General features: G+C 73.3%; 18 protein-coding genes. 5 read left to right on the top strand and 13 right to left on the bottom strand.

What is annotated here, in order from left to right:
- Nucleotides 1–141: 141 nt before the first annotated feature.
- The gene (locus tag V1633_RS31025; protein WP_331217861.1) at nucleotides 142–1302 is read right to left on the bottom strand and encodes an FAD-dependent monooxygenase; all 1161 of its coding nucleotides are present in this window, start codon (nucleotides 1300–1302) and stop codon (nucleotides 142–144) included.
- 98 nt (nucleotides 1303–1400) lie between these two features.
- Between V1633_RS31025 and V1633_RS31020 the strand changes: the two genes are divergently transcribed.
- Complete coding sequence (locus V1633_RS31020; RefSeq protein ID WP_331217860.1) at nucleotides 1401–2078, top strand: TetR/AcrR family transcriptional regulator; 678 nt, start codon at nucleotides 1401–1403, stop codon at nucleotides 2076–2078.
- A 426-nt stretch (nucleotides 2079–2504) separates the two neighbouring features.
- Here the strand turns inward: V1633_RS31020 and V1633_RS31015 are convergent, their stop codons facing one another.
- Nucleotides 2505–3536 (bottom strand): glutathione S-transferase family protein, encoded by a 1032-nt coding sequence (locus V1633_RS31015; protein ID WP_331217859.1) that lies wholly within the window; start codon nucleotides 3534–3536, stop codon nucleotides 2505–2507.
- Nucleotides 3537–3615: 79 nt separating this feature from the next.
- Nucleotides 3616–4434 carry an isocitrate lyase/PEP mutase family protein gene (locus V1633_RS31010; protein WP_331217858.1) on the bottom strand — a complete coding sequence of 273 codons (819 nt, stop codon included), beginning with the start codon at nucleotides 4432–4434 and terminating at the stop codon, nucleotides 3616–3618.
- Nucleotides 4435–4548: 114 nt separating this feature from the next.
- On the opposite strand from V1633_RS31010, the gene V1633_RS31005 reads away from it, so the two are divergent.
- Together V1633_RS31005 and V1633_RS31000 are read left to right on the top strand one after the other, a co-directional pair.
- The gene (locus V1633_RS31005; protein WP_331217857.1) at nucleotides 4549–5550 is read left to right on the top strand and encodes an ArsR/SmtB family transcription factor; all 1002 of its coding nucleotides are present in this window, start codon (nucleotides 4549–4551) and stop codon (nucleotides 5548–5550) included.
- A gap of 314 nt (nucleotides 5551–5864) precedes the next feature.
- Complete coding sequence (locus V1633_RS31000; protein ID WP_331217856.1) at nucleotides 5865–10274, top strand: S8 family serine peptidase; 4410 nt, start codon at nucleotides 5865–5867, stop codon at nucleotides 10272–10274.
- A gap of 185 nt (nucleotides 10275–10459) precedes the next feature.
- Here the strand turns inward: V1633_RS31000 and V1633_RS30995 are convergent, their stop codons facing one another.
- From V1633_RS30995 to V1633_RS30950, 10 genes are all read right to left on the bottom strand, one after another.
- Nucleotides 10460–11380, bottom strand: coding sequence for a DNA-3-methyladenine glycosylase family protein (locus tag V1633_RS30995; protein WP_331217855.1), 921 nt, complete (start codon nucleotides 11378–11380; stop codon nucleotides 10460–10462).
- A gap of 344 nt (nucleotides 11381–11724) precedes the next feature.
- A complete protein-coding gene (locus tag V1633_RS30990) occupies nucleotides 11725–12735 on the bottom strand; it encodes a Pecanex-like protein 1 (protein WP_331217854.1) in 1011 nt (336 codons plus the stop codon).
- Between the two features lie 1285 nt (nucleotides 12736–14020).
- Nucleotides 14021–14767: a zf-HC2 domain-containing protein gene (locus V1633_RS30985; protein ID WP_331217853.1), complete on the bottom strand. Its 747-nt coding sequence runs from the start codon at nucleotides 14765–14767 to the stop codon at nucleotides 14021–14023.
- Nucleotides 14764–15453, bottom strand: coding sequence for a sigma-70 family RNA polymerase sigma factor (locus V1633_RS30980; RefSeq protein ID WP_331217964.1), 690 nt, complete (start codon nucleotides 15451–15453; stop codon nucleotides 14764–14766). The genes V1633_RS30985 and V1633_RS30980 overlap by 4 nt, the downstream gene beginning before the upstream one ends.
- A 267-nt stretch (nucleotides 15454–15720) precedes the next feature.
- Nucleotides 15721–16578: a spermidine synthase gene (locus V1633_RS30975; protein ID WP_331217852.1), complete on the bottom strand. Its 858-nt coding sequence runs from the start codon at nucleotides 16576–16578 to the stop codon at nucleotides 15721–15723.
- Nucleotides 16579–16642: 64 nt separating this feature from the next.
- Entirely contained in the window at nucleotides 16643–17653 is a 1011-nt protein-coding gene (locus tag V1633_RS30970) for a hypothetical protein (RefSeq protein WP_331217851.1), read from the bottom strand.
- The gene (locus V1633_RS30965) at nucleotides 17650–20133 is read right to left on the bottom strand and encodes an SMC family ATPase (protein WP_331217850.1); all 2484 of its coding nucleotides are present in this window, start codon (nucleotides 20131–20133) and stop codon (nucleotides 17650–17652) included. The genes V1633_RS30970 and V1633_RS30965 overlap by 4 nt, the downstream gene beginning before the upstream one ends.
- Nucleotides 20133–21278 (bottom strand): exonuclease SbcCD subunit D, encoded by a 1146-nt coding sequence (locus V1633_RS30960; RefSeq protein ID WP_331217849.1) that lies wholly within the window; start codon nucleotides 21276–21278, stop codon nucleotides 20133–20135. Before V1633_RS30960 ends, V1633_RS30965 begins: the two co-directional genes overlap by 1 nt.
- A gap of 16 nt (nucleotides 21279–21294) precedes the next feature.
- Nucleotides 21295–23052, bottom strand: coding sequence for an ATP-binding protein (locus tag V1633_RS30955; protein ID WP_331217848.1), 1758 nt, complete (start codon nucleotides 23050–23052; stop codon nucleotides 21295–21297).
- Between the two features lie 138 nt (nucleotides 23053–23190).
- Nucleotides 23191–23952 carry a pyrimidine reductase family protein gene (locus V1633_RS30950; RefSeq protein WP_331217847.1) on the bottom strand — a complete coding sequence of 254 codons (762 nt, stop codon included), beginning with the start codon at nucleotides 23950–23952 and terminating at the stop codon, nucleotides 23191–23193.
- 149 nt (nucleotides 23953–24101) lie between these two features.
- Here V1633_RS30950 and V1633_RS30945 point away from each other — a divergent pair, with 149 nt between their 5' ends.
- Both V1633_RS30945 and V1633_RS30940 read left to right on the top strand, forming a co-directional pair.
- Entirely contained in the window at nucleotides 24102–24647 is a 546-nt protein-coding gene (locus tag V1633_RS30945) for a plasmid pRiA4b ORF-3 family protein (protein ID WP_331217846.1), read from the top strand.
- 574 nt (nucleotides 24648–25221) lie between these two features.
- Nucleotides 25222–26535 (top strand): extracellular solute-binding protein, encoded by a 1314-nt coding sequence (locus tag V1633_RS30940; protein WP_331217845.1) that lies wholly within the window; start codon nucleotides 25222–25224, stop codon nucleotides 26533–26535.
- Nucleotides 26536–26584 lie beyond the last annotated feature (49 nt).

Raw genomic sequence — 26584 nt, 5'->3', positions numbered from 1 at the left:
CGGATGATCGGGCACGGATCACCGCACCGTTTGGGCATGAATCTAGCTGAATTTTGATTCATCCACGGATCGCCCATGCTCACAGGGCGTGTCGGACTGTCCAACGGCTCGTCCGGCGCGCTCGGCAACCGCCGAAACACGCTACGTCGCTGGCGGCGGGCGCCAGCCGGTGAACCTGTTCATCGACCGCAGTGCCGTGTCCGACGGGGTGAGTCGTAGCGTGAGGTTGCGGAGCGTGACCGCGATTCGACTTTCCAGTTGTTGTCCGAACCGGCCGATCCGATATGACGCCCGGGCAATCATCTGGGAACGCGGGCGCCGCTCCCGGTCGTACCGAAGGAGCGCATTCGACACCTCGTCGGCCCCGTCCAGGAACGCGCCGAGCACCACCGCGTCCTCGATCGCCTGTGCCGCGCCCTGGCCCAGGTTCGGTGTCATCGCGTGTGCCGCGTCCCCGAGCAGCACCACCGCGCCGCGCACGTACGTCGGCAGCGGGGTGCCGAGGTGGTGGATGTCGCCGCGCAGCACGGTCGACGTGGCGTCGAGCAGTGCCGGGATCGGCGGGTGCCAGTCGCCGAACCGGTCCCGTACCGCCTGGAGTTCGTCCGGCGCGCGCTGCCCGGCCGGCGCGTTCAGCGCGGCGAACCAGTAGACCCGGCCGTCGCCGAGCGGAACCATCCCGAACTCCGCCCCGGGAGCCCAGGTGATCGCGGTCAGCAGCTCCCCACGCCAGGGGTGGTCGGTGATGCCGCGCCACGTGGTGCTGCCGACGTACGTCGGGCCGGGCACCTCGGGCCACAACCGGGAGCGGACCGTGCTGCGCAACCCGTCCGCGCCGACCACCAGGTCGGCCCGGAGGGTGTGTCGGACACCGTCGCGCAGGTACCCGACCTCGGCCGGTGGCCCGGCGAGCACGTCGACCACCTCGGCCCCGGTGACGATCGAGTCGGCCGGGAGCGCGCTGCGGAGGAGTTCGTGCAGGGTGGCCCGGTGGATGCCGAGCGACGCCGTGCCGAGCCGGTCGGCGAGGGTTGCCGCCTCGACCCGGAACAGCCAGCGACCGTCCGAGGTGCGGGCCCCGCCCGGTGTCTCGACCGCGCCGGCCGCGCGGATCCGTTCGCCGACGCCGAGCGCGTCGAGGCCGGCCAGCGCGTTGGACATCAGGGTGATGCCGGACCCGACCGTGCCGAACTCGGGTGCCCGCTCCAGGATGGTGACCCGCCAGCCCCGGGCCCGCAGGCCCAGTCCGGCGCAGAGCCCGCCGATCCCGGCGCCGACCACCACCGCCGTCCGCTCCGTCATGCCGATGCCTCCGTCCTGGTCCGCGCGCTCGTCGCGGATCCTTCTACGTCTGTAGAAAGGCATACTACGCCGGGAGCACCAACGGAGCGGAGGAGCGGTTGGCGAACACAGGTCCCGTCCGGTTCGCCGCGATCACCGACGCGGCGATCGACCTGCTGGCGGAGCAGGGGATGCGGGGACTCACCCACCGTGCGGTGGACGCCCGGGCCGGACTGCCGCTCGGCTCCACGTCGGCGTACTTCCGGACCCGCCGGGCGCTGATCGAGGCGGTGGTACGCCGCCTCGCCGACCTCGACCGCGAGGACCAGGAACGGAGTCAGCTCCCCGCCGACGAGCAGGACGGGTTCGGCGCCGCCCCGCTCGGGCCGGCCGGGCTGGACCTGCTCGCCGAACGGATCGCCGCCCTGCTCGACCACTGGCTGACCGCCGGGCGCACCCGCACCCTCGCCCGGTACGCCTGCCTGCTGGAGGCGACCCACCACCCCGAACTGCGGGAGATCCTGGCGTACGGCCGGGCGTCGAGGGCCCTGGCCCGGACGATGCTGGCGCAGGCCGGCGCGGCGGACCCGGAACGGCGGGGCGACCACTTCGTCGCCTTCGTCGACGGGCTGCTCTTCGACCGGCTGGTCGGGGCCGGGGCGCTGACCGCTCCCGCGCCCGGCAGCGAGCAGAGCCGGACCGACCTCCACCTGGCGGTCCGGACCGTGCTCTACGCGCTGACCGGCCGGGCGGCCCCGGACACCGCTGTCGTGCCCGGGCCCGCCGAACCCGGCTAGGTGCCGGTCTCTGGATCTTCGTGCCGTGTCCCTGTCGCCGTCGAGGTCCTGCCGCGACCCCGAGAGCCTTCGGAAGAGCGCCTCTCCGTCAGGTCCGCATCGTAAAGTCCCGGGGACTGACGACGCTGGCGGCGGGCGGCGTCCTGGTCGCCATCCTGATCCAGCGAAACTGGGCCCGGCGTACCAGCACCACGCCACGGGTCGCCTCCGTGACGGACGGGCGGGCGGTCGACGAACACGGCGCCCACGCCCAGCCGCGTGCCTGGGCGGTCACTGGTCAGGTGGCCTTCGTGCTGCTGCTGGTCGCGATGACCCTGGCCGCGCTCTTCGCCGCCGAGGGCCGGGACGGCACGTCGGCCCGGGCGCCGGCGGCCACCCGAGCGGCCGTACCCGCTCGACCCCGCCACCGCCCGGGCCTCCAGACGGTCAGGCGACGAGCGGGGTGTGCCCGGCCGGCACCACCTCGTCGGCGCGCGGCGGCGGCGGGGGAGTGCCGTCGCCGAACGGACGCCCGCCGAGTTCCTCCCGGCCGTGCGGGTCGAGCCAGCCGGCCAGGTCCGGCCCCACCGGTACGATCCCCGTCGGGTTGATGTCCCGGTGCACCTCGTAGTAGTGCCGCTTGATGTGGTCGAAGTCGATGGTGTCGCCGAACCCCGGGGTCTGGAACAGGTCCCGCGCGTACGCCCACAGCACCGGCATCTCGGCCAGTTTCTGCCGGTTGCACTTGAAGTGGCCGTGGTAGACGGCGTCGAACCGGACCAGCGTGGTGAAGAGCCGGACGTCCGCCTCGGTGATGGTGTCGCCGACCAGGTAGCGCTGCCCCGCGAGCCGCGCCGACAGCCAGTCCAGCCGGTCGAAGAGCCGGTGGTACGCCCGCTCGTACGCCGACTGGCTGCCGGCGAAGCCGCACCGGTAGACGCCGTTGTTCACGTCGGTGAAGATCACCTGGTTGACCTCGTCGATCTCGGCCCGCAGCGACTCCGGGTAGAGATCCGGCGCCCCCGACCGGTGGTAGGCCCGCCACTCGCCGGAGAAGTCCAGCGTCATCTGGGCGTAGTCGTTCGTCACCACCTGCCCGGTCGGCACGTCGACGATCGCCGGCACGGTGATCCCCCGCTCGTATCCGGGGAAGCGGGCGAAGAACGCCTCCTGCAGCCGCTCGATCCCGAGCACCGGGTCCCGGCCGCCCGGATCCAGGTCGAACGTCCAGCTCCTGGCGTCGTGGGTCGGCCCGGCGACCGCCATCGACAGGACGTCCTCCAGGCCGAGCAGTCGGCGGACGATGATCGTGCGGTTCGCCCAGGGGCAGGCGCGGCTCACCACCAGCCGGTACCGCCCGGGCTCCACCGGATAGCCGTCCCGCCCGTCCGCGGTGATCCGGGTCGCGATGTAGCGCTGGTCGCGGGTGAACTCCCCGCCGGGGTTCACGTAGCTGCCGCCCTCTGCTGTCTTCGACATACCGCCATCGTCGCGCAACCGGCGGACCGGCACGACAGCAGGCCGGATCCGTGCGACCCAGGACTCGTCCCGGTGGTGGTCACCGTCGCATCAGCGCGTTGATGGAACCGTAGTCCAGGGCGTCGGCGAGGGCGTGGTAGGTGCCGTCGCCGAACGCCTCCTCGGCGGCCCGCCGCGCGACCCCGTACGCCGCCTCGGCCACCGACGAGCCGAGGCTGACCCGGGCCACCCCGAGCTTCGCCAGCTCCGGCACGGACGGGGCGCCGGGTCCGGCGAGGATGTTGACCGGTGCCGGGACCTCCGCCACGAGTGTCGCGATCGTCTCCGGATCGAGCAGCCCCGGTACGAAGATCCCGTCGGCGCCGGCCGCCAGGTAGGCGGTCGCCCGGGACACCGTCTCGGCCAGACCGCCCAGGCCGCGCAGGAAGGTGTCGATCCGGGCGTTCACGTACAGCGCCACGCCGACCTCGTCCGCGGCGGTGCGGGCGGCGGCCAGCCGGGCGCACTGCGCGGCGACGTCGCGCAGTGCCGATGTGCCGTCGGCGAGCCCGTCCTCGATGTTCACCCCGACCGCACCGGCGGCCAGCACCGCCCGGACCGTCGTGCCGACCTCGTCGGGCGTGGTGCCGTAGCCGGCCTCGATGTCGGCGGTGACCGGCACCGAGACGCCGTCGACCACCCGCCGGACGAGTGCGGTGGCCAGGTCCCGGGCGAGGACGTCGCCGTCGGGCGCGCCGAGGCTCCACGCCACCCCGGCACTGGTCGTCGCCACCGCGTGGGCGCCGGCCGCCTCGACGATCCGGGCACTCGCCGCGTCCCAGGCGTTGACCAGGACGAGCGGGGTGCCGGGGGTGTGCAGTGCGCGGAACCGGGCGGCGCGGATGTGTTGATCAGTCATGTCGGCCAGTCTCCGGCCTCGCCGCCCGTCGCCGTACTCTTTGAGTTCTGGCTAAAACGTGGGGTCAGCGCCGGGCCGGAGCCCGGTGGGTACGGAGTCTGACGAAGGGGCGCCGTGGTCTCGATCGGTCTGTCCGCCGCCGCCGTGGCCCGGATCCGGTTCGCGGTCTCCTGCCTGTGGGAGGTCGCCGCCAGCGTGCGGGTGCTGCGCGACACCGGCGACCACGCGATCCACCTGCCGTGGGCGAACCGGGTCCGCCCCCGGCTCGTCGCGGCCGGCCTGGTGGGCGCGGACTCCCACGGCACGCGCTCCGACGGCGGCCTGTTGTGGCAGCTCGTCCCGGCCGGGCCGAGGTACCTGCCGGACTTCCTGACCCCGCCACCGCAGGGGCTGACCCCGGACCTCACCACCGAGCTGGCCGTGCTGCGGGCCACCCCGCCCGAGGTGGTCCGGACCGACCTGGACCTGTACGACGGCACGCCGTCCCCGGCGGTGCGTGCCCTGCGCGCCGACCCGGCGGAGGGGCTGCGTCGACTCGCCGACGAGATCACCGAGTACTGGCGGATCGCGCTCGCCCCGGACTGGGCGCGGATCCGGCTCCTGCTCGACGCCGAGGTCCAGCACCGGGCCCGCCGGCTGGCCGAGGACGGCGCCGGAGGGCTGCTCAACGACCTCCATCAGCGGGTCCGCTGGGAGGGCGAGACACTGTCGATCGCCCAACGCCATTGCACCGCCGCCGACGTACCGGACGGCAGTGGGCTCGTCCTGGTCCCGTCGGTTTTCGTCTGGCCCTCGGTGCTCAGCGTGGCCCAGGGCGCGCTGCCGCAGCTCGCGTACCCGGCCCGGGGCGTCGGCACCCTCTGGGAGGCGGGCCCGCGCGCCTCCGACGCCCTCGGCGCGGTACTCGGCCGGGGCCGGGCCCGGCTGCTCGTGGAGATGCGGGCACCGGTGTCGACGACGGAACTGGCCCGGCGTACCGGGATCTCGGCCGGCGGGGTGTCGCAGCACCTGGCCGTACTGCGGGCCGCCGGGCTGGTGGCGACCCACCGGGCCGGCCGGAGTGTGCTCAACGTCCGGACCACCGTCGCCGACGCGCTGCTCTCGGTCGCCGGCTGATTCGGCGGGCCGCACGGACCGGCGGTGGCGGTGCACAGACCGACTCCAGCCAGGTCGCACGTCGGGCACCGAATGCCCGGTCGACCGGGCACGCTCCACCGTGGCCGGCGCTGAAAGGCGGGTCTGGTCCGGCCTCCGCCCACATTCCGTAACACCGGATGTCTTGATCATGATCTGCTCCGCCCACAAGATGATCAAGCTCCGGTGTGGACGGCCCCTGGCGGCCGGGCACCCCGGGCCGGCGGCACCGGGCATCCCGGCGCGCCGACGCCGGCGCCGCGAACCGATCGGGCGCCGCTGGAGTGGGAGGAACGTTGTCAGTACGACGATCACGTCGAGGACCGGGTCGGGGTGTACTCCGACCCGCGGTCGCCGTCGCGGCGGCCGTTGTCCTCGGCCTGACGGCCCAACCGCCGGCCGCGAACGCGGCCCCGGCAGGAGCCACAGTGGACGGCCAGGTACGCGCCGAGCTGTCCGCCAAGGGCCACACCAGCTTCCTGGTCTACCTCAGGGAACGGGCGGAACTGGACGCGGCGGCGGGACTGCCCGACCGCGACGCCCGGGCCGTCGAGGTGCACCGGCAGCTCACCAGCACCGCGGAGCGTACCCAGAAGGGACTGCGTGGCCTGCTGACCCGCAAGGGGGCGAAGTACACCCCGTACTGGATCGCCAACGCGGTGCGGGTCGAGGGTGACCGGGCGCTGCTCGACACCATCGCCGCCCGTCCCGAGGTCGCCCGGATCGAGCCGGTACGGTCGTACCGCCTCGAGGAGCCGCAGCCGGAGAAGACCACGGACAGGGCCGCCACGACCGGCGCCGAGTGGGGCGTCAAGAGCGTCGAGGCACCCCGGGTCTGGGACGAGTTCGGTGACCGTGGCGAGGGCATCGTCGTCGCCAACATCGACGGCGGGGTGCAGTACGATCACCCGGCCCTGGTCGGTTCCTACCGGGGCAACAACGGTGACGGCACCTTCAGCCACGACTACAACTGGTACGACCCGAGCGGGGTCTGCGGCCAGTTCGGGTTCGCGCCGTGCGACACCGGCGGCCACGGCACCCACACGATGGGCAGCATGGTCGGTGACGACGGCGCCGGCAACCAGATCGGCGTCGCCCCCGGCGCCACGTGGATGGCGGCCAAGGCCTGTGAGCGCGAATGGTGTTCGGACGCCTCGCTGCTGCTGGCCGGCCAGTGGATGCTCGCCCCGACCGACCGCAACGGCCAGAACCCCCGGCCCGACCTGCGGCCGGACATCGTCAACAACTCGTGGGGCGGCGGCCAGGGCGCGCTGTGGTACCGGGAGACCGTCGACGCCTGGCGTGCCGCCGGCATCTTCCCGGTCTTCTCCGCCGGCAACTCCGGCCCCGCCTGCAACACCGCGAACTCGCCGGGCGACTACCCCGAGTCGTACGCGGTCGGCGGCTACAACTCGGCCAACCAGGTCTACCAGCAGTCCAGCCGGGGCAGTTCGGCGGTGGACGGCGGGATCAAGCCGAACATCTCCGCGCCCGGCGAGAACGTCCGGTCCAGTTGGCCCGGCGACGGGTACGCGACGATCAGCGGTACCTCGATGGCGGCCCCGCACGTCTCCGCGACGGTGGCCCTGGTCTGGTCCGCCGCGCCGAACCTGCGCCGGGACGTCGCCGCCACCGAGAAGCTGCTGGGCGAGACCGCGACCGACGTCGACGCGACCGAGTGCGGCGGCACCGCCGCCAACAACAACGTCTTCGGCGAGGGGCGGCTCAACGCGTACCAGGCGGTGCTCAAGGCGCCGCGCGGCGCGGTCGGTCGGGTCACCGGCCGGGTCACCGACTCGGCCACCGGCGACCCGCTGCCCGGTGTGGAGTTGGCCGCCGGCGACACCCGTACGGTGAGCGGAACCGACGGCGACTACACCCTGACCCTGCCACTCGGCGAGCACACCGTCACCGCCACCGCGTACGGCTACACCGGCCAGAGCGTTGCGGTGACCCTGCCCGAGCGCGGCGCGACCACCGCGAACTTCGCGCTGGCGCCCCGGGCGATGGTGACCGTGTCCGGAAAGGTGGTCGACGGCTCCGGACACGGCTGGCCGCTCTACGCCACGGTCGAGGTCGCCGGCCGTCCCGGCGGGCCGGTCCGCACCGACCCGATCACCGGCAGGTACTCGTTCACCGTGCCGGCCGACAGCACCTACACCGTGACCACCACGGCGAGCCGGTCCGGCTACCGGAAGGCCACCAGCACGGTGAAGGTGGCCGGTGAGGACAGGACCCTCACCGTCAAGGTCCCGGTCGACCACGGCTGCACCGCCGCGGGCTACTCCGGCAGCTGGTCCGCGCCGCTGTCCGGCACCGAGACCTTCGACGGCACCGACGCGCCGGCCGGTTGGTCGGTGGTGAACCGGACCGAGCATCCGGGCTGGACCTTCAACGACCCGGGCCGGCGGGGCAACCAGACCGGCGGCACCGGCAACTTCGCGATCGTCGACAGCTTCGTCCAGGGGCTCGACGCCAGCCAGGACACCGACCTGGTCTCCCCGGTGTACGACTTCACCGCCGTCCGGGCGCCGTACCTGCGGTTCAACAGTGACCTGTACGCGACCGCGGGCGACGACGCGGGTGACGTCGACGTCACCACCGACGGCGGAAAGACCTGGACCAACGTCTGGCACGGGGACGACTGGCGACGCGGTCCGGTCCAGGAACTGGTGCCGCTGGAGGCGGCCGCCGGCAAGGCGAAGGCGCAGCTGCGGTTCCGCTACGGCGCGACCTTCGGCTGGTGGTGGGGGGTGGACAACGTCGAACTGGTCGACCGGGTCTGCACCCCGACACCGGCCAGCCTGGTCGCCGGCTTCGTCACCGACCGGAACACCGGCGCGGGGCTCAACGGGGTCACCGTGGTCAGCCCGGACGCGCCGGCCGAGCGGGCGGTCACCCTGGCGACCCCGGAGGACCCGAACATCGACGACGGGTTCTACTCGTTCGTCTCCACCCTGACCGGGACGCACCCGGTCGAGGCGAGCCTGCTGCCGTACCAGCCGGAGCCGAAGGACGTCGTGTTCACCACAGACCGGCTGAACAGGGCGAACTTCGCCCTCAAGGCGGGTCGGATCTCGGTCAGCCAGAGCGGCGTCGAGGTGAACCAGCCGTACGGCAGCACCCGGAGCACCACGCTGACCGTCAGGAACACCGGCAGCGCCCCGGCGACGGTCGAGACGCTGGAACGGGCCGGCCGCTCCGAGGTGCTCGCCCAGCACGGGGCACCGCTGGCGGACCGGAAGGTCACCGGCGTGAAGAGCATGACCGGGTTCGGTACCGGTACCGGGGCCACCTCCCCGGCCGCGCCAGCCGGCACGTCCGCCACGGACGAGCTGGCCTGGAGCCGGATCGCGGGTGCTCCGGCGCAGGTCTTCGACAACGCCGCCGTCACCATCGGCGGCAAGGTCTACTCGGTCGGCGGTGGCGCCGGCACCGGGACGGAGCGGTCGACCTGGGTCTACGACCCGGCGACCAACATCTGGAGCGGCCTGGCGCAGATGCCCCGGGGCCGGAGCAAGCCCTCCGCGGCAGCGGTGGACGGCAAGCTCTACGTGATCGGCGGCTGGTCCGCCGACGGCGTACCCGTGCCGACCGTGGACGTCTTCGACCCGGCACAGGGCACCTGGAGCACCCTCGTCGGCCTGAGCAACCCGGCCCCCCGGGCCGCGGCCGGTACGGCGGTGGTCGACGGCCGGATCGTCATGGTCGGCGGCTGCGCCGACGGGGACTGCACCGAGAGCGACGACGTGCTGATCTTCGACCCGGGCAGCCGTACCTTCCGCACCGGGGCGGACTATCCGACGGGTGTGGCGTACCTGGCCTGCGGTGGCATCGGCGGTGCCGTGTACTGCGCCGGCGGGGTCGCCGACCGGACCTACCGGAGCACGTACGGCTACGACCCGGCCACCGACGTCTGGACACCGCTGCCGGATCTGCCGTTGGACCTGTGGGGGGCGCAGACCGCCGTCGCCGGCGACCTGCTGATCCTGGCCGGCGGCATGACGGCCAACTCGACCGTGGTGACCAACCGGACCGTCGGGTACGACCCGGTCGCCCGGGCCTGGCGGGACCTGCCGAACGTCGGGGTCGCCGTCTACCGGGGCGCCATGACGTGCGGGGTGTTCAAGATCGGTGGCGGCAGTGACCTGGTCACCGCCGAGGCCGAGCGGCTCACCGGCCTGGGTGACTGCGACACCGGCGGCCTGTCGTGGTTGGCGACCACCCCGACCGGCTTCACCCTGGCCCCGGGCGCGTCGAAGACGGTCACGGTCACCCTGACCGCGACCGCCGAGGCGGGCATCGGCCAGCCCGGCACCTACCGCGCCGAGTTCGGGTTCACCTCCGACACCCCGTACGCCACGCCGGCGGTCGCGGTGAAGGTCGGCGTCTCGCCGCCGGCAGACTGGGGCAAGATCCAGGGCACCGTCACCGGACAGAGCTGCTCCGGCCAGCGGCTGTCGCTGCCGGCCGGTGTCCGGCTCAACCTGGCCGGTGGCGGTGGCGCCACCGGGTACTCGACCCAGGCGGACGGCCAGGGGCACTACGCCTACTGGCTGCCGGCCGGGACGTACCAGGTGGTGGTCAGCCGGGACGGTTGGCTCCCGACGGTCAAGCGGCAGACGGTCAGCGCCGGCTTCACGCTGACGTACGACGTCATGCTTACCCCGTCCTCGCCCTGCCCGACCCGACCGGGTGGCATCTGACCGGGTCACCGGTCCGGTGCTGACCCTTTCCTGACGGCGACGCCGCTCTCCTGACCGGAGGCCGTCGCACCGGTGGCCGCCGGACCCGCGGGTCCGGCGGCCACCGTCGTACGCCAGCACGGCCGGCAGGCCCGCGTCGACCCGACGGTGACGCGGACCGGTCACCCGGGGAACGGCCGACCGGCTCAGTAGCGGGCGAAGGAGCGGATCGGCATCCGGGGGCCGAACCGGGGCGCGTGCAACCCGCCCGCCGTCAACAGCAGGCAGACCCGCCCCCGGTGACCCTGGTACGGCGCCAGCAGCGCCAGCATCCGGCTGTCGTCGCCGCGTGCCTCGCCGGCCAGCGCCCAGGCGACCATGTTCGGGATGTGGTAGTCGCCGACACTGACCGCGTCCGGGTCCCCGAAGACGGTCCGGACCACCTCGGCCGCCGTCCACGGCCCGATCCCGGTGATCGCGGTCAGCCGCCGGGTCGCCTCGACCGCGTCGACGCAGCGCTCCAGCCGGTCCGCCACGGCCGCCGCCCGGCGCAGCGTGTCGGCCCGCCGCTGCTCCACCCCGAACGGATGGAACACCCAGTACGGCGCGGCGGCGATCGCCTCCGGTTCGGGTGGGGTCCAGAGCCCGCGTACCGGGCCGGGAGCCGGTGCGCCGAAGTGCCGGACCGTCGCCGCGTACGCCCGGTACGCCTCCTGGCCGGTGACCTTCTGCTCCAGGATCGCCCGGAGCAGTCGTGGGAAGAGTCGGCCGGTCGCCGGCAGTCGGAGTCCACGGTGGGTCCGGGCCAACTGGTCCAGTACCGGGTGTCCGGCGACGAGTTCGGCGAAGCCGGTCAGGTCGTCGCGGAGCCCGGCGACGGCGTCGGCCCGCTCGACCACCCATTCCGCCCCGGGTCCGTACCCTTCGGCGACCAGTTCGGCACCGACCCGGCGCAGCCCGAGCGTGCCCGGCCCGGCCGGGGTACGGGTGGCCCACCAGAAGGTCCCGTCGACGAACCGGGCACACGGGTCGTGTACGCCCATCGCCAGGAGCCGCAGCGAGCCGGCGGCGTGGTAGCCGGCCGGTGGCTGCAGTACCCGACCCACCGTCGGCGCTGTCCCGGTCACCCGGACACTCTGCCACGCCGGGCTGCCCGGACGTGTCACGGCGCCGGGACGGTGACTCTCGGCGCCCCGGCCGAACCCGGGGCCGGGGCGCCGAGAGTTCCCGGACAGGTCAGGCGGCACAGACAGCACGGCACCGGAACGCCTGTCGCGTTCCGGTGCCGTCCGGCCTGGAATTGGTCAGGTGTCTCCGACCCGGTCCGTCGGTGCCGTCCTCCCCTCGGTGCGCTGTCGTCGGACTCACCTGGCGGCGGTGACGGTGGGGACCAGCAGACCGCCGGGATGGGGGTGCGGGATTCGCCGAAGCGTTTCGCCGCCCAGGCCGGGCCGGGCTCAGCCGGCGTGGGTCACCGGACGGTGACCCGGACCACGTCGAACGCCGGGACCTGGTTGGCGCGGGCCATCATCGGCACCCGGTGCGAGCCGTCACCGGCCCAGACCGCGCACTGCGCCACGCCACGCTCGGTCAGGCCCGGCACGGTCACCGTCACGGTGTCCGGCTCGGCGCCGCCCTGGCCGTCCTCGGTCGCCACGAAGAACGCCGGGACCGGCGCCGGGTCGGGCGCGTTCCGGTTGCTGGTCAGCATCCGGCAGGCCGAGTGGAAGTGCCCACGGACCAGGCCGTCCTCGGTCAGGAAGGAGCTCTCCAGGTAGTAGCCACCCCGCCCGGCCGGCAGGAACCGGTCACGGACCAGGTTGCGGGTGCTGACCTGGAGGGTGAAGGACTGGTTCCGGCGCACCGACTGCGGCGCGGAGGTGATCAGCAGCGACGGGTTCTTCTCCGGCGCGGCGACCTCACCGAACGCGGTGCCGACACAGCGGTCGCCGTTCTGGAAGCCGTCGTGCGCCTGCAGATCGCTGCCGGAGCAGTTGTTGCCCAGCGGCTCCAGCGGAGGAGCCGGGCTGGCCGGCGTGGTGCTGGTGGAGGACGTCCCGGGGCTGGGCGCGCAGTTCGCGCTGCCCGGGTTGCCGCCCCGGCCGCGCTGGCCCAGCGGGGCACCCCCCTGCTGCCCGTCACCAGGGTGCTGGATCGCGCCGTGGTCGTGGTACGACCCGGTGGCCGGGCTGGCGGCGGTGCCCGGGTTGCTGGCCGTGGTCGACGCCGAGGGGTCGACAGCGGGAGCGTTCGCGTCCGCCCCGGCCGCCGCGGACGGGGACGGCGCGGCGGTGGCCGGGTTGCTCGCGGTCGGGCACGGTTTGGCCTTGGGTGGGCGACCGAAGGTGCCCGCGTTGGAGACCTGGGTGACCGCGATGATGGCGCCGAACACGCCCAGCGTGGCCAGCACGGCGATCAGGCGCTTGTTACGGGGGGGACGGTTCGAGCGCCGCCGTGAGGAGCGGACGGGGGTGTTCTTCACGTGGTGCCACCTCTTTCTGCAGAGGGTTCGGTGAGCGCGGTCGGTTCAGCCGGACCTGGCGGGACGCCGACGGCCAGGGAAGCCGCCGGACTCGGAATGTGGAGCGTGGCGCCGGCCGGGAGGGCAGCGGGGATTTGTACGCCGACGGACGCGTCAGGGGGTGCGTCCGGGCCGGTGCCCCGGCGGCAGGCGAACCGGGCGACCGGTTGGCGGGGTCGTCGATGACGATCGTGGTCGCCGGGCGGCAACCCGTAAATCGTCACCATCTTCCTGCCTTCCGAAAATAATCGATCGGTAACGCTGCGAAAAACCTACGGAATACGTCGCCGGAGAGTCAAACCGAGGTGGCCCAGATAGGGATTATTTAGGGTCCACTTAAAAGGAATTTATGTTTTGGTCCGGCCGGGGTCGACGCGGCCGGTGGCGGGCCGCCCGGGGGTGCCGTGACGCCGGCCGGAGACCGGTCCGGCGTCACGGCCGGGGGAGGCGGACGTTGCCGCGTGCCGCGCCCCGGATCGTGCCGGCGGCCGGCCGCGCCCACTGTGGCAACGACCGGCCGCCGGAGCTGGCGGACGGTGCCTGGTCATCCGGTGCCGGCGGTACGGCTCGTCCGTCGGCGTCGTGACCGGCGGTGACCCGTGTCGTACCGTCCGCTCTGGACCCCGAATCGCCCCGGCCGGCTGCGGCCCGATACGTCCGCTGGCGCCCTTGTTCCGGGCCGATTTGGTTATCCGGCCACCCGTGGGGCCGAGGCGGACACGATCCGTCCACAGCGGACGCGACGGCGGCCTCGACGGCCGTACGGTGACGTCCGGTGCGGCCGGCGGGGTGGTGATCGTGCCACCCGTACGACCGGGGCCGACCGCGACGCCGGCCGGCTCGGCGGCGGAGGATTCGCAGGTCGCGGACGTGACCGGTGCGCGGCCGGCCGGGACGGAGTCGTCGCGTCCCAGCGCTGCCACGTGGTCTCCTCCCGCTCACCCGGTCGTCGGCAGGTACGCGACGCGGCGGCCACCGGATCAAATGATTCACCGTGGACAATCTCACAGCGAATCGTTGAACCGGCTGGCCGGCGGATACGTGTCCATTAGGTGGCGTCGGGGTCGTCGCCGCATATTCTCATTGGTGCCGGTGGCGGGTTGTCCACCGATTTCACGGGCACAATTATCCGCCGGGTGTCCGCACTGACACGATCCGTGTCGCGGTGCGCCCGGCGCCCGGCGCCGAGCCGACGGACGGGTCGGGCCTGCGGGAGCCCGGGGCGGGCGGCGCGGCCCGGGGCCGATCAGAGCGACAGCGTCACCAGTGGTGTGGCCTCACCCCGGTCGTTGACCTCCTCCACCCGGATCCCCTCGATCCTGGTCCGCTCGGTGGCGCTGGAGGCCTGGAGCATCAGTGGTTGCTTCTGCGCCGCGGTGCCGTACCCGGCGGGCGGCACCGACCAGCTGGAGATGACCTCGGCCGGTCCGGACTCGGGAAGCAGCACCAGCCGGCAGACCCGCGGCCCGGAGAGGCCGCTGAGCGCGAAGAAGACCCGGGTGCCGAAGGGCCGCGACTCCACGACGAAGTCGGCGTGCACCCCGGAGGTCCGGTCGGTGGTGTCGAACCGCTCACCGTCCGGCGAGCCGGGACGACCACTCGGCCACGGATCACCCGGAGTGCCGGGCGGCTGGGCGGTCACGTCCGGGCCGACGGACCGGGCGCCGGCGAAGAACCCCAGCCCGGTCAGCATCGCCAACAGCACGATTCCGGCCGCGAGGGTGTAGAGCCGTCGGCTGCGGGCCCGCCGCCGGTCCTCGCCGACCGCTGCCAGCACCCGCTCGAAGTGCGGGCTGTCCGTGTCGTACTCCTCGACTGCCACGAGGTCCCGGCCGTCCACCTCGCCGAGCAGGTCGACCACCGGCAGCAGCGACTCCAGCTCCACGGCGCAGGTGTCGCACCCGGCCAGGTGCTCTTCGAACCGGCTGCTGTCCCGCTCGTCCAGCACGCCGAGCGCGTACGACGCGACGTCCCGGTGCGCCTCCCCGGTCACCCTGTCACCCCCCGCTCCTGCAGGGCGGAACGCAGCGCGCGCAGCGCGTAGTAGACCCGGGACTTGGCGGTCCCGAGTGGCAGTCCCAGCTCGGCGGCCGCCTCCGGCACCGTACGTCCCTGGAAGTACGTCGCCACCAGCACCTCCCGGTGCGGCTGGCTCAGCGTACGCAGGGCGTCCGTGACCGTCATCGTCCGAAGTACCCGGTCGGTGGCGTCCGATTCGGAGAACCCGTCCAGGTCGCGGTCGTACGTCTCGGCCGGACGGGCCTGCTCGCTGCGGTGGTCGTCGATGACGATCCGCCGTGCGACGGTGACCAGCCAGGGGCGCAGGGACTGACCGTTCGCGCCGAGCCGGTCCGCGTTGCGCCAGGCCCGGAGCAGGGTCTCCTGCACCACGTCCTCGGCCCGTTGCCGGTCACCGCCGGTCAACCGCAGCACGAACATCAGCAGGGGCTTGGCGTGTTCCTCGTACAGCAACCGGACAAGCTCGTCGGAATGCTGGGTCTTGGCCGGTTCTGCGTGGTGGCGGCCGGCAGCCGGTCGCGACGTCACCGGCTCATCATTCCGGTCCACGGGCCGCGCGTCGAGACCTTTGCGGTACCGAATTGACCGGCGATGCGCCGTCGAGCACATTCGCCCCGGCATGACCCGGTCGCCGCGCCAACCGTCGGCTACCGCCTGCATCACAGCCATACCTCCGCGTCGAACATGTCGTACGCCACCGGTCCGGGCCCACGGTGGGGCCGTCCCTGCATACGGATTTCGGGCCGGCTCGGATCAACGGCCGCGCCGGGAACTTCACCGGGGCTCCGGTGGCGAGGCGTCGGCGGTCCGGAGCCCGGCCGGCGGCGCCGGGGCAACTCCGGGCCCGGGGGCCGGGGGCCGGACCAACGGTCGACGTGGCGGGTGTCCCGTGGGGTCAGCGGGCGACGTGAAGGGTGTCCGGCGGGGTCAGCGGGCGACGTGGAAGGTGCCGGGCGGCGGCGGCATCGACGGCTGCGCGGCGCTGTCGGGGACCACCCGGGCCTCGGCCGCGAAACGCTCCAGCTCGCCGCCGTGCAGCACCCGGCCGGGAAACCAGTCCCCGGCGGCGCGCCGGGTCAGGTCGGCCACCGGCAGTCCGGTCCGGGCGGCGACGAGGACCAGGTTGCCGTACCGCCGGCCGCGCAGCACCGCCGAGTCGGCGACCACGCAGATCTCCGGCAGCACCGTCCGCACCGTGGCGACCTGGGCCCGGACGTGTCGCAGCGGCGGCCCGTCCGCGATGTTCACCAGGTAGGTGCCGTCCGGCCGGAGCACCCGGGCCGCCTCGGCGGCGAACTCGACCGACGTCAGGTGTGCCGGCGTCCGCGCACCGGCGAAGACGTCCGCCACGACCAGGTCGTACGCCGCGTCCGGTGCCGAGGCGAGCACCGCGCGGGCGTCACCCACCCGGACCCGCAGCCGGGGGTCGGCCGGCCAGGGCAGCTCCCGCCGGACCAGTTCCACCAGCGCGGCGTCGACCTCCACCACCCGCTGGGTGGAGCCCGGTCGGGTGGCCGTGACGTACCGGGGCAGGGTCAACGCGCCACCGCCGAGGTGCAGCACCCGCAGCGGCTCCCCGGGCGGGGCGGCGAGGTCGATGACGATCGCCATCCGGCGGACGTACTCGAACTCCAGATGGGTCGGGTCGGTCAGGTCGACGTGCGACTGCGGCGCCCCGTCCACCAGCAGGGTGTACGCGTGCGGCCGGTCCGGGTCGGGGGAGACCTCCGCCAACCCGCCGTCGACCCGTGCCGCGATCAGATCGGTCCGCCTCTTCCGCCCCACTGATCAAGTGTACGGAGGAAAGCGCCTGGTCAACCGAGCAGGACCGGAAGTGGCCCTTGCCCGGTCAGCGGATGGGGGCGGCCCGGCCGGGCGGACCGGCGGTGGCGAAGGTCAGCGCCCGGTGCAGCAGTCGGCCGTCGCCGAGCCGGGCGCGCAGCCGGCGCTCCAGCCCGGCGATCGGGATCAGGTTCTGCGGGGCCCGGGGGTCCTTGTAGGCGGTGGAGGCGAACCGGGGGAGCGTGACCAGGGACAGGTCGGCGAGTTCGATCGCCTCCCGCTCGTCGAGGTCGGCCGAGCACTCCACCCGGACGATCCCGGCCCACGGACCCCGGGCCGCTCCGGGCAGCCGCAGGTACCACGAGTAGCCGCCCCACGCCGTGCCGAGCCGGAAGACCGGGGACCGTTCCCGGGCCCGCAACCCGGTCACCACCGCGCTCAGCCGGGCGTCCAGGTACTGGCTGTGCTGCGTCTTGATGTAGCCGATGGTGCGGGGCAGCTGCCGCCGGTTGCGCAGCGGCCCGTCGACGACCAGCAGGTCGCCGTCGTCGCGTACCGCGCCGGACACCTTGACCTCCAGCGCGGTCAACGGACCCTGGACCGCCGCCGGCAGCTTGCTCAACTCGCCGCTGCCGCCGAGCCGGTGCACGGCGTACCGGATCTGCCCGGCGAGCACGTCCCCGGCCGACGGGCTGGCGGTGAACAGACCCCGCTCGACCTGTGCGCCGGCCAGCTCCGCCGCGCCCCGGCGCAGGTCGCACCGGACCACTCCGGCCGCGTACGAGGCGGCGATCCCCGGGTACGCCCCGCCGTCCGGTTCCTCGATCCACAGGCTGGCGTCGATCCGGCGTACCCCGTCCACCAGCAGGACGACGTCCGGCGCCTCGACCCCGTCCGGTGCGGGTACCGGCCGCCACTCGTCCGGTGGCAGTTCCACCCCGGCGTCGACCTGGGCACTGCTCGGCGCCGCCGGACCGCCCGCCGCCTCGAACGACGCGCCGTACGCCGGGTCCCAGGCATCGACGTAGAGCCGGGGCCGGTCGGTCCGGAAGCCCGGCTCCGCGCCGCCCGGGTTCACCGGCCGACCCGTTCCACGTGGGCGCCCCGGGCGTCCTTGCGGACCTCGAAGCGCACCGGGATCCGTTCGGCCAGTGCCGGTACGTGGGTGACCACCCCGACCATCCGGTCGCCCCGGGCGGCCAGGTTCTCCAGGGTGGCGGCGACGGTGTCCAGGGTCGCCGCGTCGAGGGTGCCGAAGCCCTCGTCGAGCACGATCGACTCCAGGCTGGCGGTGGTGGTCGACATCCCGGCGAGCTGCTCGGAGAGGGCCAGCGCCAGCGCCAGCGATGCCTGGAAGGTCTCCCCGCCGCTCAGCGTCCGCACGTTGCGGCGCAGCCCGGCGTCGTGGTGGTCGACCACGAAGAACTCGCCCTTGTCGTGACCGAGGTCGTACTGCCCGCCGGTGAGTTCCCGAAGGATCCGGGAGGCGCCGTCGACCAGCAGGTCGAGCGCCTCGGCGAGCAGCCAGCGTTCGAAGTTGTTCGCCCGCAGGTGTCCGGCGAGGGTCCGGGCGACCTGACTCTCCCGTTCGTGACCCGCGCGCTGCTCGGTCAGCTCCCGGGCCTGCTCGCGGCGCTCCTCCAGGCGGCGGTGTTCCGCCTCGGCCCGTTCCACCGCGACCGCCGCCAGCCGGACCGGGTCGTGGTCGGTGGCCGGCGCGTCCAGCCCGGCGGCGGTGAACAGCGCGCCGATCCGGGCCAGCACGGCGTCGGCCTCGGCGTGCGCCGCGTCGACCGCCTCGACCGCGGTGGCCCGGCCGGCCCGGCGCTCGTCGGCGGCCCGGGCCGCCCAGTCGCAGAGCCCGGTCCAGGCGGCGGCCACGTCGTCCCGCTCGGCGGCCGGCGGGCCGAACCGGGCGACCGTGTCCCGGACCGTGTCGAAGGTCCGCCAGACGCCGCGCAGCCGTTCCTCGGCGGCGTCGACGCCGGTCCGCGCCCGCCGGGCGGCGTCCCGGGCGGCCCGGACGGCGCCCCCGGCGGCCTCCAGGTCCCGACGCAGCCGGTTGATGCCGTCGAGTTCCCGGCGCAGCGCGGCCGGGCCGGGGGAGCCGGCCAACCGGTCGTCCAGTTCGGCGAGCCGGGCGGTGAGCTGCTCGTGTCGGGCCCGGGCCGCGTCCAGGGTGCGTTCCAGGTCGCGGGCGGCCCGCTCCCGTTCGGCGACCAGCCGGTCCGCCGCGTCGGCGGCGGCCCGGGCGGCCTTGCCGGCCGCCTCGGCGGCCGGCACCGCCGAGCCCGCCGGCAGCGCCGGCACCTCGGTCACCGGCTGGGCACAGACCGGGCATGCCACGCCGGCGTGCAGGTGCGCCCGGAGCGCGGCGGCCCGGTCGGCGGTCTGCGCCTCCTGGTACGCGGCCCGGGCCTCCTCCAACTCTTGGGCGGCCCGCCCGGCGGCGGACCGGGCCTTCTCGAGCGCGGCCGCCGCGGCCCGGTGGTCGGCCTCGGCGGCCGCCGACGCCTCGGCCAGCGCGGTCGCCTCGGCGGCGGTCCGGTCCCGGTCCGCGTGCTCCTGCTGGCGCAGCCGCAGCGCGGCCGGGTCGCCGGCGGCAGTGAGTTCGCCGCGAAGTTTCTCCTCGCGTTCCTCGGCGACCGCCACCGCGGCGGTCGCCTCGGCTGCCTCGGCCCGCGCCGACGCGACCGCCTCGGCGACCGTGGCCAGGTCGGCCGGGGGCCGGACCCGGGCGAGTTCCGCGAGTTCGGCGTCGAGCGCGGCGAGTGCCTGCTCGGCGGCGCCGGCCGCCGTCCGGGCCCGCCGCAGTTCGGGTACGGCCGCGTCGACCTCGGCGGCGAGGCCGCGTACCTCCTCGACCCGGGTCGACGCGGCGGCCAACGCCTCGTCGTCGGCCCCGGTGAGTCCGGCGAGGACCCGGTCGACGGCGGTGAGTGCCGCCTCGGCCTTTCCGGCCCGGGTGGTGGCGAGCTTCTGAATGTCCTCGTAGACGCCGAGGCCGAGCAGGTTGACCAGGATCTGCTGCCGGGTGGCCGGCTTGGCGTGCAGGAAGTCGGCGAACTGGCCCTGCGGCAGCAGGACGCAGCTGGTGAACTGCTCGTACGGCAGCCCGACGGCGTCCAGCACCGCCTCGTCCATCTCGGCCGGGGTGCCGGCGATCACCTCGCCGAGGTCGTCCGGGCTGAGCCCGGTGTCGAGCTTGGTCACGTCGAAACCGGGCGGCATCAGCTGCAGCCCGGCGTTGCCGGTCTTCACCGTGCCCCGGCTGTCCCGCCGGACCACCCGGGTCGCCACGTACCGGGCGCCGGCCGACTCGAAGACCAGCCGGACCCGGGCCTCGCTGGCGGACGGGGCGAGCGCGTTCGCCAGCCCCCGGGCACCGCCCCAGCGTGGCACCGTCCCGTAGAGCGCGAAGCAGATCGCGTCGAGCACGCTGGACTTGCCGGCCCCGGTCGGGCCGACCAGGGCGAAGAAGTCCGCGTCGGTGAAGTCGACGGTGGTGGCGTCCCGGAAGGCGGTGAAGCCGGCCAGGTCGAGCCGGAGCGGACGCACTATTTGGTCGCCTCCTCGTAGAGCTCGTCGAACAGTTCGCGGACTCCGTCGTCGGCGTGCCCCCGGCTGTCCAGGTAGTCGCCGAAGAGTTCCCGGGGCGAGCGGCCGGCACGCTGGGCCGCCCGGCCGGCACCCGGCGCGGGCAGCAGGTCGGGGTCGATCCGTACCTCCAGTGCCCGGGGGAGCAGTTCCTGCACCTCCTCGCGCAGCCCGGCCCGGGGGGCCTCCCGGACGTACACCCGCAGCCAGGCTGTGGGGTCGGCGAACCGCGCCAACTCCGCCAGCGTGCCGCGTACGGTGCGCAGCGGCGCGGCGCCGGTGATCGGCACCTCCCGCACCTTGGCCGAGGTGGCGGTGCTCACCTCGACGATCGTCACCGACGGGATGTTCTCCTCCTCGCCGAAGTCGACGGCGAGCGGGCTGCCGCTGTACCGGATCGGGCAGGGGCCGAGCACCGGCTGGGCCCGGTGCAGGTGGCCGAGTGCCACGTAGTGCGCGCTGCCGGGGAAGACGGTGGACGGCACCGCGTAGTTGAGTACGGTGTGCGCCTCCCGCTCACCGCCGCCGGTACGGGCCCCGGCCACGGTCAGGTGCGCGGTGACCAGGTGCACCCGGTCGGCCGAGTCGAAGCCCTCGGTGAGCCGGCCGAGCAGCCGCCCCACGTGGTCGGCGTACGTCTGCACCGCCTCGGCGGCGGTCAGCTCGTACATCTCGACGGCGCGGACCGCGTACCGCTGGGACAGGAACGGCAGGGCGACCAGCCGCCACGGCTCCCCGTCGGCGGTGCTGCCGTCGATGACGTGCTCGGCCGGGGTGTCCCGGACCCCGCCGCGCAGCGCGATCCCGGCGGCCTCGGCCCACGGCCGCAGTGCGTCCAGCGCCGGACCGTTGTCGTGGTTGCCGCCGATCGCCACTACCTGGGCGCCGGTCCGGCGCAGCGCGGACAGCGCCCGGGTGACCAGCCGGGTCGCCTCCGGGGTCGGCGCGGCGGTGTCGTAGAGGTCACCGGCGACGATCACCAGGTCGGGTGACTCGGCCTGGGCGACCTCGACCAGTTGGGCCAGCGCGTCCTTCTGCTCGCCGAGCCGGGACTGTCCCTTGAGGACCTTCCCGACGTGCCAGTCGGAGGTGTGCAGGATCTTCACACGCGTCCCTAGGGGGCTAGAAGGGGATGTCGTCGTCGGAGAGCGCCCCGGCGCCGGAGCCGACCACGACGAACGGGTCGGCGGCCTGGGTGATCGAGCGCAGCGTCCCGGACGGGGTCGGCCCGGCCTCGGAGACCCGGGTCGCCCAGGCCGGGAAGGGGAAGTCCAGGCAGAGCGGCACCGGGATGTCCGGCTGGTTGACGAACATGGTGCCGGGGCGGGCCAGCAGCGCCCGCTGCCGCTGGGCGGTGGGGAGGAAGCCGTACTCCGGGCGGGACGCCTCGGCCGGGTCGAGCCGGCCGACCACCCGGATCGCCGAGTTGGTGACGATCCGCCGCTCCACCTCGCTCGCGGTCTGCTGCGCCCCGATCAGGATCACGCCGAGTGAGCGGCCCCGCTCGGCGATGTCGAGCAGCACCTCCTTGATCGGTGACGAGCCCTCCCGGGGGGCGTACTTGTTGAGCTCGTCGAGCACGACGAAGAGCAGCGGCTTGGCGGTGCCGGCCTTCTCCTTGCGCTCGAACTCGCTCTTCAGCGTCACGCCGACGACAAAACGCTGTGCCCGGTCCGGCAGGTTGTGCAGGTCGACCACGGTTACCTGGGCGGATTCGGAGGTGTTGATGCTGTGCGGCCGGCGGGTGGCCAGGTCACCCCGGATCAGCCGGGCGAGGTCCTTCTTGCTGCCGATCAGCCGCCGGGCGAAGGCGTTGACCGTGCCGGTGTTGATCGCACTGCCGGCCCAATCGGAGCGGGTCTCCTCGTCGGTGAGCCGCTCGACGACGAAGTCCACCAGATCGGGGTACGAGTTGATCCTGGTCCCGTCGATGCTCACCCCGCCGTCCGCCGGTTGGGCGTACCGGGCCAGGTGGGCGGCGACCGAGTGCACCACCATCGTGTACTGCTGGCGTTCGTCGTCGGCGTCGGCGAAGACGTACGGCAGCAGCCGGTCGGCGCAGAATTCGGTCAGCGTCCAGTAGAAGCTGTCGACCCCGGTCAGGCGGCTGCTCACGTCCGGGGTGCCGGAGGAGTCCCCGGCCCGGGGCGGCGCGTAGACCCGGACGTCCGGGAACGCCCCGGCGCTCAACCCGAGCTTGGCGTACGTCGCGGTGGTCGCCTCGTCCAGCCGGCTGTTCGGGTGGTCGAGGAAGAGCAGGTCCTCACCCTTGACGTTGAAGATCAGTGCCTTGGCGTTGACCGCGTCGCCGCCGAGCACCCCGGAGCGGAAGACCGAGTAGAGCAGGAAGGTGGCGAAGCTGGTCTTGGTCGCCACACCGGAGATGCCGGAGATCGAGACGTGTGCGCCCCGGGTGCCGTCCAGGAAGTCCGCGTTGAGGAAGACCGGTACGCCGTCCCGGCCGATCCCCATCGGCACCCGGCGTTCCATCCGGTCGAAGTGCAGTGCCGCCGACCGGGCGTCGCCCTCGGCCCGGAACACCGGGGCGCCGGGGGAGGGCGGGACGTAGAGTTCCGGGTCCACCCGGGTGGTGGTGATCTCGGCGGCCTCCTGGACCAGGGCGGGCAGCGTGCCGTCGGCGATGGCGAAGACGTCGGAGTCGAACTGGGCGCCCTCGTGCCGGGCCCGAACCTGGGTGACCACTCCCGCGATGGTGACCGGCTCACGGTCCGGCAGTTCCCGCCGGGTCACCACCACGTCGTCGAGCTGCAGGTAGCTGCCGGGGGTGACCGCGGTCCAGAACTGCAGCGGGGTGGCGTCGGCGGTGCCGAGCACCCGACCGACCGCCGTCTCGGGCGCCGCCGGCGGGGTGTCGGTCACCGCAGCGACCCGGTCAGGGTAGGAATCTGGTCAAGACACACGAGTCGCATCCTGCCTCACCGGTACGACAGCGCGCCACGCGACGCGGCGTCCGGGGTGTGCCGGTCACACTCCCACCCGGCCGCCGGGTGGCCGCGATCAGTCGTCGGCCCGGGTGTACCGGAGCAGCAGCGAGTCGTCCCCACCGGCGAGGACGTGGCGCAGCGCCATACCGCGGGGTGGGGTGGTCGGTCCGGCGGTGATCCGGGCGGCACCTGGTCCGGTCAGCAGCGGTGCCACCGTCAGGCAGATCTCGTCCACCAGGTCGTCGGCGGTGAGTGAACCGAACAGGTGCGGGCCGCCCTCGCAGAGCAGTTGGCCGTGGCCCCGGCGTCGCAGTTCGGCCAGCCCGGCGGCCAGGTCGACCCGCTCGTCGCCACGACGTACCAGGTCGGCGACGGCGTCGAGACCGCTCGGCGCGGTGGCCCGGGCGTGGGTCAGCACCACCGGCCGGACCGGCGCGTCGGCGAACGCCGCGGATTCCGGGTCGAGGTTCAGCGTCCGGGAGACCACGACCAGGGTGGGGTACTCCGACAGCCCCTGTTCCCGGCGCCAGGACCGGCGGCGCTCGTCGAGCCGGAGCGCCCGGTACGCCTCGTGCCGTAGCGTGCCGGCGCCGACCACCAGTGCGTCGCAGAGCATCCGCAGCAGACCGAACACCCGCTTGTCCGGGCCGTTCGGGGGACCGGAGAGTCCGGCCGAGTGTCCTTCCAGTTCCACCGCGCCGTCGATGCTGGCGACGAAGTTCACCCGCAGGTGCGGCATGGCGAGGCGGGGATAGAGCCCGGCCAGCGTCGGGTCGTCCAGCGGACCCGCGTCCGGAAGGGGCCAGAGCCGGGTGATCGCGACATTCTCCGTCATTCGCTGGCCGGACCAGTGACCGGAGGCGTCGGTACGGGGGTACGGTGCTGGCAGTCGCACCAGTTGCGGCCCCGGCAGTTGTCGTGCCGTGCCTCCCGGCACGCTCGGCAGATCATGCCGGTAAGCCTATGCCGGGAGGGTCGGAGACCGTGTCGCGACAGATCTTCCAGCTCAGGGTGGCCCTGGCCGACGTCACGCCGGAGGTGTGGCGGCGGGTGCTGGTGCCGGGCGGCTACACGCTGGACCGGGTGCACAGGGTGTTCCAGTGCGCGATGGGCTGGCAGGACTGTCACCTGCACTCGTTCGACATCAACGGGACGCAGTACGGCGAGCCGGATCCGGACGGTGAGCTGACCTTCCGTGACGAGCTGGAGACCCGGCTCGACGCGGTGGCGACCAAGGGGGCCCGTTTCCTCTACACCTACGACTTCGGCGACTGGTGGGAGCACGAGGTGGCCGTCGAGGACGTCTTCGGCGCCGATCCCGAGGAGCGGTACCCGCTCTGTGCCGGCGGGGCGGGGGCGTGTCCGCCCGAGGACGTCGGCGGGCCGTTCGGCTACCGGCAGTTCCTGGCCGCGTGGGTCGACCCGGGTCATCCGGAGCACGAGTCGATGCGGAGTTGGCTCGGTCGGGCGTTCGAACCGACGGATTTTGACGTCGACCGGGCGAGCACCCTGGTCCGCCGGCTGAGCTGACCCGGTCGCCCGGTAGCTGGTGCACCGCCGGCCGAGTTGACCCGGTCGCCCGGGGCCCTGACTGACCGCCGGGCACCGGGCAGGTCGGTCCGGCCGGTCTGGAGACCCCGTCGACCGGCGAATCCGGCCCGGCCCGTCGGCCTTCCGGCGGAACCTCGTCGGCCGGGTTGGATCGTGGACGGGACCGTGCGGTCCCGTCGATGGCCCGGTACGGGTCGTGGTGGCCGTTACCTCGGGGATAACGCCCGCTTTGCGGGTGAGTGACCGGGCGCCGTCGGTAACGAAATGGGAACGCTCCCACTGGCCCATTGACACTCCGGTAACCCGCCGGCAATCTCATGGGAGCGCTCCCGGCGGTTTGTGGTACAGGCCACACAGCACGTCGCGGCAGCGTCCCAAACCGAGATCCCACCGCACGGCTCCGGGGCGACAGCCCCGGAGCCGTCGGCGGGCGGAGACACCGAAACGATCCGCGACACCCGAAAGATCCGGAACACCCCCGGTGCCACCGGGCACGGTCACACGTACGGCACCACCACCACACCACGAGTTACCCACCTGAGAGGGGTCAGGGATGAGCGTCATCAGGCGCCGACTCCGCACCGCCGCGGTCGCCGCGGTCGCCGTGAGCATGGCTCTCGGCAGCGCGGCGTGTAGCAAGAGCAACGACGGCGAGGGCTCGACCGGCGAGGGCGGCCAGGTCAAGCTGGTCCTGCAGACCTTCAGCAACTTCGGCTACGACCAGGCCATCAAGGACTTCGAGGCGGCCAACCCGAACATCAAGGTCGAGCACCAGCGGATGGGCGAGCTGCGCGACTTCCAGCCCAAGCTGGTGCAGTGGCTGGCCGCGGGCAGCGGTGCTGGTGACGTGGTCGGCCTCGAAGAGGGTGTGCTGCTGCAGTACGTGCAGAACCACGACAAGTTCGCCAACCTGCTCGACCTGGGCGCCGCGGACATCAAGGCCAACTGGCCGGAGTGGAAGTGGAACAACGCTCTGACGCCGGACGGCAAGAAGCTGATCGGTCTCGGCACCGACGTCGGCGGCCTGGCGATGTGCTACCGCAAGGACCTGTTCGAGCAGGCCGGTCTGCCGACCGAGCGGCAGCAGGTCTCCCAGCGGATGTCCACCTGGCAGGACTACGTCGCGCTGGGTCGGGAGTACAAGGCCAGCGGCAAGGCCAAGGCGGCCTGGCTGGACAGCGCCACCAGCCTGATGCAGCCGTACATCATGCAGAACTCGGAGACCTTCTTCTTCGACAAGGACAACAAGTTCATCGGTGACACCAACCCGGTGGTCAAGCAGGCCTGGGACCTTGGTCTGCAGATGGCCGCCGACGGGCTGACCGCCAAGGCGCAGCGCTGGAGCGCCGACTGGGACGCCGCGTTCAAGAACTCCGCGTTCGCCACCATCCCGTGCCCGGCGTGGATGACCGAGGGCATCATCGCGCAGAAGTCCGGCCCGTCGAACGCCGGCAAGTGGGACATCGCGACCATCCCGGGTGGCGGCGGCAACTGGGGCGGCTCGTACCTCGCCGTTCCGGAGCAGGGCAAGCACAAGAAGGAGGCCTTCGAGCTGGCCAAGTACCTGACCAGCAAGGCCGGCCACCTGGCCGCGTTCACCGAGGCCGGGGCCATGCCGTCCAGCATCCCGGCGCTGGAGGACCCGGCGTTCAAGGACAAGAAGAGCGAGTACTTCAGCGACGCTCCGATCGGCCAGATCTTCAGCGACAGCGTGAAGAACATGAAGCCGGTCTTCCTCGGTGCCAAGCACCAGCAGGTCTGGGAGACCATCGTGGAGCCGCAGATGCAGGCGGCCGAGCGTGGCCAGATCGCCGCGGACGCCGCCTGGGCCAAGGCCATCGAAGAGGCGAAGAAGGCGACGAGCTGAGTCGCCGGTGACCTGCCGAGTCCGCGGGCGTACGCCGCCCGCGGACCGG

This window comes from Plantactinospora sonchi, from assembly GCF_036422035.1.
Taxonomy (GTDB): domain Bacteria; phylum Actinomycetota; class Actinomycetes; order Mycobacteriales; family Micromonosporaceae; genus Plantactinospora; species Plantactinospora sonchi.
Note: the sequence above shows the minus strand (reverse complement) of the source record. Positions and strands in the feature narration are given on the sequence as shown.